The organism is Pseudomonas sp. R45(2017) (genome assembly GCF_002112305.1).
In the GTDB taxonomy this organism is placed as follows: Bacteria; Pseudomonadota; Gammaproteobacteria; order Pseudomonadales; family Pseudomonadaceae; genus Aquipseudomonas; species Aquipseudomonas paraglycinae.
Genome location: NZ_NEHH01000005.1, coordinates 260,974 through 270,065, shown reverse-complemented (window position 1 = coordinate 270,065; position 9,092 = coordinate 260,974). Strand labels below are relative to the sequence as shown.

Genomic DNA, 9,092 nt, shown 5'->3' with positions numbered 1-9,092 from the left:
GACTTCACCCGCGCCCCGCGTCGGCCAGCCACTGCGGAATCCGTCGCTCCAGGTAATAACCCGGTTGGCGGAGCGTGCCGTCAACGAAACCGACGTGTCCGCCCTTGTTCTGCAATTCGAATTGCGTCGTGGCCGACAGCTCACTGGCCTGCGGCAGGCTGTGGGGAAATACGAACGGGTCGTCCGCCGCCTGAATGATCAGGGTCGGCGTGCGGATCTCACCGAGAAAATAGCGGCTCGATGCGCGGCGATAGTAATCCTCGGCATCGGCGAAACCGTGCAGCGGCGCGGTCACCCGGCCATCGAAATCCCAGAAGGTGCGCATGTTTTCCAGCGAGCCGAGGGCGGCCAGTGCGGCGAGACCGTCCTCGCGGCCGTCGTGCTGGAATTGGCGCTGCTTGTTCTTGATGTAGGCGACCATCTCGCGCATGAAGTGCGCCTGATAGACCTTCGAGAAACCCTGGCCAATACGATCGGCACATTGATCGAGGCGAAACGGCACCGACACCGCCACTGCACCGAGCACGCCGCTGGCGCTGCCGGTTTCCCCCAGATGCTTGAGCAGCACATTACCGCCCAGGGAATAGCCGACCGCATACAGCGGCGCCAGTGGCCGCTTGGCTTTCAGGTGGCGGATGGTTTCGGCGAGGTCTTCGCTGGCGCCGGAATGGTAGCTGCGTGGCAACAGGTTCGGTTCGCCCGAGCAGCCGCGCCAGTTCAGCGCAACACTGGCCCAGCCCTGCGCGGCGAGCGCTGCCTGGATCCCGGCCACGTAAGGTGAATTGGAAGAACCGGTCAGCCCGTGCAGTACCAACACCAATGGCGCCTCGGCGCTGTGCGGGCCGTGCCAGTCGAGGTCGAGGAAGTCACCGTCGTCCAGCCACAGTCGTTCGCGCTGGCGATCAAGGTGCACGGTTTTGCGCCACAACGGCCCCCACAAGGTTTGCAGGTGCGGATTGCCGAGGCCGAAGGCGGGGATGAACGGTTTTGACGAAGGGGACACGATTGCTCTCGATGCAGTGCAGCGAGCCTCGGCTGAGACTCGCCGCTTTTTCAGGCCGTCGGTTAACCGGCGATCACTGCCATACGTTGCCACAACGCGTAATACACCCGCCCGGATTTCTGCTCGCGGTGCAGGCGCCAGTTGCCTGGCAGGCCGAGGGTCGATGGCGCGGTTTCGCTTTCAGTGTAGATCCACGAATCATCGGCCAGCCATTGGCGCTCTTCCAGCAGCGTGCACACGGCGGGCAGCAGGTTCTGGTTGAACGGCGGGTCGAGGAACACCAGGTCGAACGCGGTCGCGGTCTGGGTTTCCAGATAGCGCAGCGCGTCGGCGGTTTGCACGTGGCCGTTGGTGCAGCGCAGGGTGCCGAGGTGTTCTTTCAGGCTGGAGACCGCGACATGGCTGGCATCCAGCGCCTGACCCATTGCCGCGCCTCGGGACAGCGCTTCCAGAAACAGTGCGCCGCTGCCGGCGAACGGATCGAGCACCTTGGCCCCGGCGACGTATGGCGCGAGCCAGTTGAACAGGGTTTCGCGCACCCGGTCTGGCGTCGGGCGCAGACCCGGCGCATCAGGAAAGCTCAGCTTTCGGCTGCGCCATTCGCCGCCGATGATGCGCAACTGGTTCACACCGTTGTGCAGTTTTTGTACAGGTTTCTTTGGACTGGCCATTAATGCTCCGGAACCCCGAGCGGCTGCTCGGCAGGTTTATCAGATGGGGCCGGTAACGGCTTTTGCGGCACGGTCGGGCCAGCGCTGACGATGACCAGTTTGTCCGTGCTCAAGTGTTTGTTCAGGACGTCGCGAACCTGCTCGACTGTCAGGCTCTGGGACTGACGCATGAAGTCATCGAGATAGCTCAGCGGCAGGTTGTAGAAACCCATGGCACCGAGCTGACCGACGATATCGGCGTTGCTCGCGGTGGACAGCGGGAAGCTGCCGGCCAGTTCGCGCTTGGCGTCGTCGAGTTCTTTCTGGGTCGGGCCGGTCTTGAGGTAGTCGGCGAGCACGTCCTGCACCAGTTTCAGGGTGCCTTCGCTCATTTCCGCGCGGGTCTGCAGGTTGATCATGAACGGGCCGCGAGCCTGCATCGGGCTGAACGCCGAATACACGCCGTAGGTCAGGCCGCGCTTCTCGCGAACTTCGCTCATCAACCGGGTGCCGAAACCGCCACCGCCGAGGATCTGGTTGCCCATCGATAGCGCGGCGTAGTCCGGGTCGTCACGGTCGATGCCCAGTTGCGCGATCATCAGGTTGGTCTGCTTGGACGGGAACTCGATGTGACCGACGCTGGCCTTCGGTTCCTGCGGCTGGGCGATCTTCGCCAGCGCCGGGCCTTTTGGCAGCGCAGCGGACACCTGATTGGCAATCGCCTCGGCTTCGCTGCGGGACAGATCGCCCACCAGCGCGATCACCACGTTGCCGGCCGCATAGGCCTTGGCGTGGAACTCACGCAGTTGCGCCAGCGTGATCTTCGGCACGCTTTGCGCGTTGCCGTCGCTGGAATGGGCGTACGGGTGATCGCCGTACAGGCGCTTCATCAGTTCCAGGCTGGCGAGCTTGCCGGGGTTCTGTTTCTGGTACTCGAAACCGGCGAGCATCTGGTTCTTGATGCGCGCGAAGGAGTCGGCCGGGAAGGTCGGTTTACCCACCACTTCCGAGAACAGCTTCAGCGCTGGCTCGCGTTTGTCGGCAGCACTGAGGCTGCGCAGCGACGCGATGGCCATGTCTTTATAGGCGCCGTTGCCGAAATCAGCACCCAGGCCTTCGAAACCTTGGGCGATGGCGCCGACATCCTTGCCCGCCACACCTTCGTTGAGCATGGCGTTGGTCAGCAGGGCCAGCCCCGGCGCGTTGCCGTCCTGGCTGCTGCCGGCGGAGAAGATCAGGCGCATGTCGAACATCGGCAGTTCGCGGGCTTCGACGAACAGCACCTTGGCGCCTTCGGCGGTGTTCCAGGTCTGCACGTCGAGCTTGCGACTGGCCGGGGCCTTGCCGTCGAGTTCGGCCAGCGATTGCAGCTTCTGGCTGGACTTGGCGTTATCCAGCGCTTCGCTGGCCTTGGTGTTGTCGCTCGGCACCAGATAGAACGCGGCGGAGCCGATGATGGCCACGGCGATCAGGCCGAGCAGCAGGCGTGGGGTTTTGCGCTCACTCATGAGTCGTCTCCAGTGGCAGGACGTGGGCGACGCTGAGACGTTCGCGGGTGAAATACAGCTTGGCGGCGTTCTGGATGTCTTGCGGGGTGACGCTTTCCAGATCGGCCAGTTCGGTGTCCATCAGTTTCCACGACAGACCGACGGTCTCCAGCTGGCCGATGGCAGTGGCCTGGCTGGTGATCGAGTCGCGCTCGAAGACCAGACCGGCGATGACCTGCGCACGCACGCGCTCCAGTTCTTCGGCGGACGGTGCGGTGGTTTTCAGCTGTTCCAGCAGTTTCCACAAGCCGGCTTCCGCCTGGGCCATGGTTTTTTTCTTCTGGGTGTTCGGTGTGGCCGACAGGGTGAACAGGCTGTCGCCGCGGGTGTAGGCGTCGTAGCTCGACGAGCCGCCGGATACCAGCTCTTCACCGCGCTCCAGTTGGGTCGGGATGCGACCGCTGTAGCCGCCGTCCAGCAATGCCGAAATCAGGCGCAAGGCGTTGACCGAACGTTTGTCTTCGGCGGTGGCGATACTCGGGACGTTGAAGCCGAGCATCAGGCTCGGCAGCTGGGTCTGCACGTGCAGGGTGATCTGGCGCTCGCCGGGTTCGGCCAGTTCCAGCGGCTTTTTCGCCGGCGGCACGTCGCGTTTCGGGATCGGCCCGAAGTAGCGCTGGGCGAGGGTCTTCACCTCGTCCGGAGTCACGTCGCCGACCACCACCAGCGTGGCGTTGTTCGGCACGTACCAGGACTGGTACCAGTGACGCAGCTCTTCGACTTTCATCCGCTCCAGGTCAGCCATCCAGCCGATGGTCGGCGTGTGATAACCGCTGGCCGGATAGGCCATGGCCTTGTAGCGCTCGAAGGCCTTGGCCATCGGCTTGTCATCGGTGCGCAGGCGGCGCTCTTCCTTGATGACTTCGATTTCCTTGGCGAACTCGTCAGCCGGCAGGCGCAGGTTGGCCATGCGGTCGGCTTCCAGTTCGAAGGCCACGCCCAGACGGTCGCGGGCCAGCACCTGGTAATAAGCAGTGAAGTCGTCGCTGGTGAACGCGTTCTCTTCGGCGCCGAGGTCGCGCAGGATCAGCGAGGCTTCGCCGGGACCGACTTTCTCGCTGCCCTTGAACATCATGTGCTCGAGGGCGTGGGACAGACCGGTCTGGCCCGGGGTTTCGTAGCTGGAACCGACCTTGTACCAGACCTGCGACACCACCACCGGCGCGCGATGGTCTTCGCGCACGACGACCTTCAAGCCGTTGTCGAGGGTGAATTCGTGGGTCGGTTGCGGGTCGGCCGCCAGGGCCGAAAGGGGCAGGCAGACTGTGCTGAGCAGCAGGCCTGCGGCGCGGCGGGCTAGAGCATTCATTCGTTTTTAAACCTGTTGGGCTGCCCGCTTGGTCTTAGCGTCGGCGGGCGAGAGGGTGCTAGGATACTGATCCGTTTTACTGGCGGCCACGCCTATCAGGCCACTGATCGGTCTATAGGTTGTACGGGTTACCGGCAGAAGCTTTGAGTTTCTCAGCTAAACTCTGCGTTTTCGCCGACGATGCCGTTCCAGTCCTTCGTATTTAATGACCTTTGAGGTGCTTTTGGCGCCTCGACAAAATGTTGCGCGTGAACAAGCTGGGTGAAACACAGTCTGTTCTGCATCGAATATTTATTTGCCGGGGCGCCCCTGTGGCGCGTCGCTACCGTGAGATAGCCGTCCTCCATGTTTGGTTCCAACGACGACAAGAAGACCCCAGCTGCGGCTGGCGAGAAGAAAAGCCTGTTCGGATGGCTGCGCAAGAAACCGCAGGAACCCGTCGTCGAACAGCCGACTGCCATTCCTGAGCCGGCCCCCGCGCCCGCTCCGGTAATAGAAGAAGCGCCGGCACCGGTTGTGCTGCCGATCGCCGAGCCGGTGCTGCAACCAGTGGTCGAGGCCGAGCCTGAAGCGCCGGCTGCCGCTGAGTTGCCGCTGACCCCGGCCAGCGAGCCGTGGCTGACCTTGCCAGTGGCGGAAGAGCCGGTGGCGCTGGTTGAAGAGGCTGCTCCGCACGTTACGCCGCCGATTCCTGCGCCGGTTGCGTTCGCCCCCGAGCCTGTTCAGGCGCCGGTGGTGGAAGCTGCTCCGGTCATTCCAGAACCTGTGGTTGCTCCGGTTGCCCCGATTGTCGAAGCGCCCGAGCCTGCACCTGCACCTGCACCTGCACCTGCACCTGCACCTGCACCTGCACCGGTCGCCGTAGCGCCAGTCGCGCCAGTCGCTCCTGTGGAAATCCAGGTTGAAACCCCGGTCGAGGCCCCGCGCACCGAAGAAACCAAGGCCGGCTTCTTCGCCCGTCTCAAGCAAGGCCTGTCCAAGACCAGTGCCAGCATCGGCGAGGGCATGGCCAGCCTGTTCCTCGGCAAGAAAGCCATCGATGACGATCTGCTCGACGACCTCGAAACCCGCCTGCTGACTGCCGACGTCGGTGTCGAGGCGACTTCGGTGATCATTCAGCGTCTGACCCAGAAGGTCGCACGTAAAGAGCTGGCCGATTCCGACGCCCTGTACAAATCCCTGCAGGCCGAGCTGGCCGCAATGCTCAAACCGGTCGAGCAGCCGCTGAAGATCGCTTCCCAGAACAAGCCGTTCGTGATTCTAGTGGTCGGCGTCAACGGCGCCGGCAAGACCACCACCATCGGCAAACTGGCGAAAAAACTGCAGCTGGAAGGCAAGAAAGTCATGCTCGCTGCCGGTGACACCTTCCGTGCCGCGGCTGTCGAGCAGTTGCAGGTCTGGGGCGAGCGCAACAAGATTCCGGTGATTGCCCAGCACACGGGCGCGGACTCGGCTTCAGTGATCTTCGACGCCGTGCAGGCCGCCAAGGCCCGTGGCATCGACGTGCTGATCGCCGACACCGCCGGTCGTCTGCACACCAAAGATAACCTGATGGAAGAGCTGAAGAAGGTTCGCCGGGTGATCGGCAAGCTCGACGCCGATGCGCCGCACGAAGTGCTGCTGGTACTCGACGCCGGCACCGGCCAGAACGCCATCAACCAGGCCAAGCAATTCAACCAGACCGTCGAACTGACCGGCCTGGCGCTGACCAAGCTCGACGGCACCGCCAAGGGCGGGGTGATTTTCGCCCTGGCCAAGCAGTTCGGCCTGCCGATCCGCTACATCGGCGTCGGTGAAGGCATCGACGATCTGCGTACCTTTGAAGCCGAACCCTTTGTCCAGGCACTGTTTGCCGAGCGGGAGCGTTCATGATTCGTTTCGAACAGGTCGGTAAGCGCTACCCGAACGGTCACGTCGGCTTGCATGAGCTGAGCTTTCGAGTCCGTCGCGGCGAGTTCCTGTTTGTCACCGGCCACTCCGGTGCCGGTAAATCCACGTTGTTGCGCCTGTTGCTGGCGATGGAGCGTCCGACCAGCGGCAAACTGCTGCTGGCCGGGCAGGACCTGAGCACCATCAGCAATGCGCAGATTCCGTTCCTGCGTCGGCAGATCGGGGTGGTGTTCCAGAACCATCAACTGTTGTTCGATCGCACGGTGTTCAACAACGTCGCGCTGCCGTTGCAGATTCTCGGGCTGTCCAAGGTCGAGATCGCCAAGCGCGTCGACTCGGCGCTGGAGCGCGTGGCGCTGTCGGACAAGGCCGAGCTGTATCCGGGCGACCTGTCCACCGGTCAGCAACAGCGCGTCGGCATTGCCCGGGCCATCGTTCACCGTCCGGCCCTGCTGCTGGCGGACGAACCGACCGGTAACCTCGACCCGCGTCTGGCGGCCGAGATCATGGGCGTGTTCGAAGACATCAACCGTCTGGGCACCAGCGTGCTGATCGCCAGTCACGACCTGGCGCTGATCGCGCGCATGCGCCATCGCATGCTGACCCTGCAACGCGGCCGATTGATCGGCGACGGGGAGGCCGGCGTATGAGTGCAACACGCAGTCCGAAGGTTTCCGAGCGCGTGGCCCCGAAGGCCGCCGATCCGCAACCGCCAAAGAAGAAAAAGCACGACGATGACGACGGCCCGGATTTCGCCACGTTGTTCCGTGCCTGGATCGAAAGCCATCGCGCCAGCTGGATCGACAGCCTGCGCCGTCTCGGCAAGCAGCCGATCGGCAGCTTCTTCACCTGCATGGTGATGGCAGTTGCGCTGAGTCTGCCGATGGGCCTTTCGTTGTTGCTGAACAATGTCGAGCGCCTGGGCGGCTCGTGGCAGCGCGCGGCGCAGATCTCGCTGTACCTGGAGCTCGAGGCCAGTCCGGCTCAGGGCGAAGCGTTACGTGATCAGATCAAAGGCATGCCGGGCGTAGCTGATGCTGAATATGTCGGCCGCGACCAGGCGCTGGAAGAGTTCCAGCAGCAGTCCGGCTTGGGCGAAGCCCTGCGCGAGCTGCCGGAAAACCCGCTGCCGGGCGTGGTACTGGTGACGCCGAACGAGGTCGACAAGTCGACCCTGGAAGCATTAAGACAAAAACTTTCCGAGCTGCCCAAGGTACAACAGGCGCAACTTGATCTAGTCTGGGTCGAGCGTCTGGCCGCCATCCTCAAGCTCGGCGACCGTTTCGTGTTCGGTCTGACGGTGTTGCTGGTTTCCGCATTACTTCTGGTGATAGGCAATACCATTCGTCTTCATATTGAAAACCGCCGCACCGAGATAGAAGTGATTAAACTCGTCGGCGGCACCGACAGCTATGTGCGTCGTCCCTTTCTTTATATGGGCGCGCTGTATGGCTTCGGTGCGGGTCTGCTGTCCTGGGGTGTTTTGGCGTTCGGCCTGAATTGGCTGAACGACGCGGTGGTCGGGCTGGCCGGCTTGTACGGCAGTGATTTCGCACTGGCTGGAGTGCCAGTTGCCGATGGTCTGTCGCTCTTGCTTGGCGCGGTGCTGTTGGGTTATATCGGTGCATGGATTGCAGTCGCACGTCATCTCAGGGAGCTGGCGCCGAAGTAGAATCTTTTTTGCGCGTGATTGACCTTTCAGTGGTTAAGGAAACTTTCATTTGAGTTTCCGGTCAATTTTTCGCAATGCTGAAAAGCATGAGTATGTAAGTCGGAGGTTTTTCCGTATGTCCAATTCTTTGCAACCTGCGTATGCATTGGTTCCAGGCGCAAACCTGGAAGCCTACGTGCACACCGTCAACAGCATTCCATTGCTGACGCCGGAGCAGGAGCGTGAACTGGCCGAGAGTCTCTACTATGAGCAGGATCTGGGGGCGGCTCGGCAGATGGTGCTCGCCCACCTGCGGTTTGTCGTACACATCGCCCGTAGCTATTCCGGCTACGGTCTGGCTCAGGCTGACCTGATCCAGGAAGGTAACGTCGGCCTGATGAAGGCCGTGAAGCGTTTCAACCCGGAAATGGGCGTGCGTCTGGTGTCCTTTGCGGTGCACTGGATCAAGGCCGAGATTCACGAGTTCATCCTGCGCAACTGGCGGATCGTGAAGGTCGCGACCACCAAGGCCCAGCGCAAGCTGTTCTTCAACCTGCGCAGCCAGAAGAAACGTCTTGCCTGGCTGAACAACGAGGAAGTCCACCGTGTGGCGGAAAGCCTCGGCGTCGAGCCGCGTGAAGTGCGTGAGATGGAAAGTCGCCTGACCGGCCATGACATGGCCTTCGACCCGGCTGCGGAAGCAGACGACGACAGCGCTTTCCAGTCGCCGGCCAACTACCTGGAAGACCACCGGTACGACCCGGCCCGTCAACTGGAAGATGCCGACTGGAGCGACAACTCCAATCACAACCTGCACGAAGCGCTGGAAGTGCTGGACGAACGCAGTCGCGACATCCTCTACCAGCGCTGGCTGGCAGAAGAGAAAGCCACGCTGCACGACCTGGCGCAGAAGTACAACGTGTCGGCCGAGCGGATCCGTCAGCTCGAGAAGAGCGCGATGAACAAGCTCAAGTTGTCGATTGCCGCATAACCGGCAGTCCGGCAATAAAAAACGCCCCGATCAGTGATGATCGGGGCGTTT

General features: G+C 62.4%; 8 protein-coding genes. 4 read left to right on the top strand and 4 right to left on the bottom strand.

Annotated features, from left to right (window positions below; translation table 11 throughout):
* Nucleotides 1-4 precede the first annotated feature (4 nt).
* From CAF74_RS13765 to CAF74_RS13750, 4 genes are all read right to left on the bottom strand, one after another.
* Nucleotides 5-1,003: a hydrolase gene (locus tag CAF74_RS13765; RefSeq protein ID WP_085746699.1), complete on the bottom strand. Its 999-nt coding sequence runs from the start codon at nt 1,001-1,003 to the stop codon at nt 5-7.
* 62 nt (nt 1,004-1,065) lie between these two features.
* Nucleotides 1,066-1,674: a 16S rRNA (guanine(966)-N(2))-methyltransferase RsmD gene (gene rsmD, locus CAF74_RS13760; RefSeq protein ID WP_007953401.1), complete on the bottom strand. Its 609-nt coding sequence runs from the start codon at nt 1,672-1,674 to the stop codon at nt 1,066-1,068.
* Nucleotides 1,674-3,161, bottom strand: coding sequence for a pitrilysin family protein (locus CAF74_RS13755; RefSeq protein WP_085746698.1), 1,488 nt, complete (start codon nt 3,159-3,161; stop codon nt 1,674-1,676). Before CAF74_RS13755 ends, rsmD begins: the two co-directional genes overlap by 1 nt.
* On the bottom strand, nt 3,154-4,509 hold the full coding sequence (locus CAF74_RS13750; protein WP_064600101.1) for a pitrilysin family protein: 1,356 nt from the start codon (nt 4,507-4,509) through the stop codon (nt 3,154-3,156). Before CAF74_RS13750 ends, CAF74_RS13755 begins: the two co-directional genes overlap by 8 nt.
* Before the next feature lie 345 nt (nt 4,510-4,854).
* Between CAF74_RS13750 and ftsY the strand changes: the two genes are divergently transcribed.
* From ftsY to rpoH, 4 genes are all read left to right on the top strand, one after another.
* A complete protein-coding gene (gene ftsY / locus CAF74_RS13740) occupies nt 4,855-6,381 on the top strand; it encodes a signal recognition particle-docking protein FtsY (RefSeq protein WP_085746697.1) in 1,527 nt (508 codons plus the stop codon).
* The gene (gene ftsE, locus CAF74_RS13735; protein ID WP_007953396.1) at nt 6,378-7,049 is read left to right on the top strand and encodes a cell division ATP-binding protein FtsE; all 672 of its coding nucleotides are present in this window, start codon (nt 6,378-6,380) and stop codon (nt 7,047-7,049) included. The genes ftsY and ftsE overlap by 4 nt, the downstream gene beginning before the upstream one ends.
* Nucleotides 7,046-8,071, top strand: coding sequence for a permease-like cell division protein FtsX (ftsX, locus tag CAF74_RS13730; protein WP_085746696.1), 1,026 nt, complete (start codon nt 7,046-7,048; stop codon nt 8,069-8,071). Before ftsE ends, ftsX begins: the two co-directional genes overlap by 4 nt.
* A 115-nt stretch (nt 8,072-8,186) precedes the next feature.
* Nucleotides 8,187-9,041, top strand: coding sequence for an RNA polymerase sigma factor RpoH (rpoH, locus tag CAF74_RS13725; protein ID WP_007953393.1), 855 nt, complete (start codon nt 8,187-8,189; stop codon nt 9,039-9,041).
* Nucleotides 9,042-9,092: the final 51 nt, after the last annotated feature.

Bases quoted from the DNA above. Each gene is read 5' to 3' on its own strand.
- rsmD (WP_007953401.1), bottom strand. From the start codon at position 1,674: ATGGCCAGTCCAAAGAAACCTGTACAAAAACTGCACAACGGTGTGAAC.
- CAF74_RS13755 (WP_085746698.1), bottom strand. From the start codon at position 3,161: ATGAGTGAGCGCAAAACCCCACGCCTGCTGCTCGGCCTGATCGCCGTG.
- CAF74_RS13750 (WP_064600101.1), bottom strand. From the start codon at position 4,509: ATGAATGCTCTAGCCCGCCGCGCCGCAGGCCTGCTGCTCAGCACAGTC.
- ftsY (WP_085746697.1), top strand. From the start codon at position 4,855: ATGTTTGGTTCCAACGACGACAAGAAGACCCCAGCTGCGGCTGGCGAG.
- ftsE (WP_007953396.1), top strand. From the start codon at position 6,378: ATGATTCGTTTCGAACAGGTCGGTAAGCGCTACCCGAACGGTCACGTC.
- ftsX (WP_085746696.1), top strand. From the start codon at position 7,046: ATGAGTGCAACACGCAGTCCGAAGGTTTCCGAGCGCGTGGCCCCGAAG.
- rpoH (WP_007953393.1), top strand. From the start codon at position 8,187: ATGTCCAATTCTTTGCAACCTGCGTATGCATTGGTTCCAGGCGCAAAC.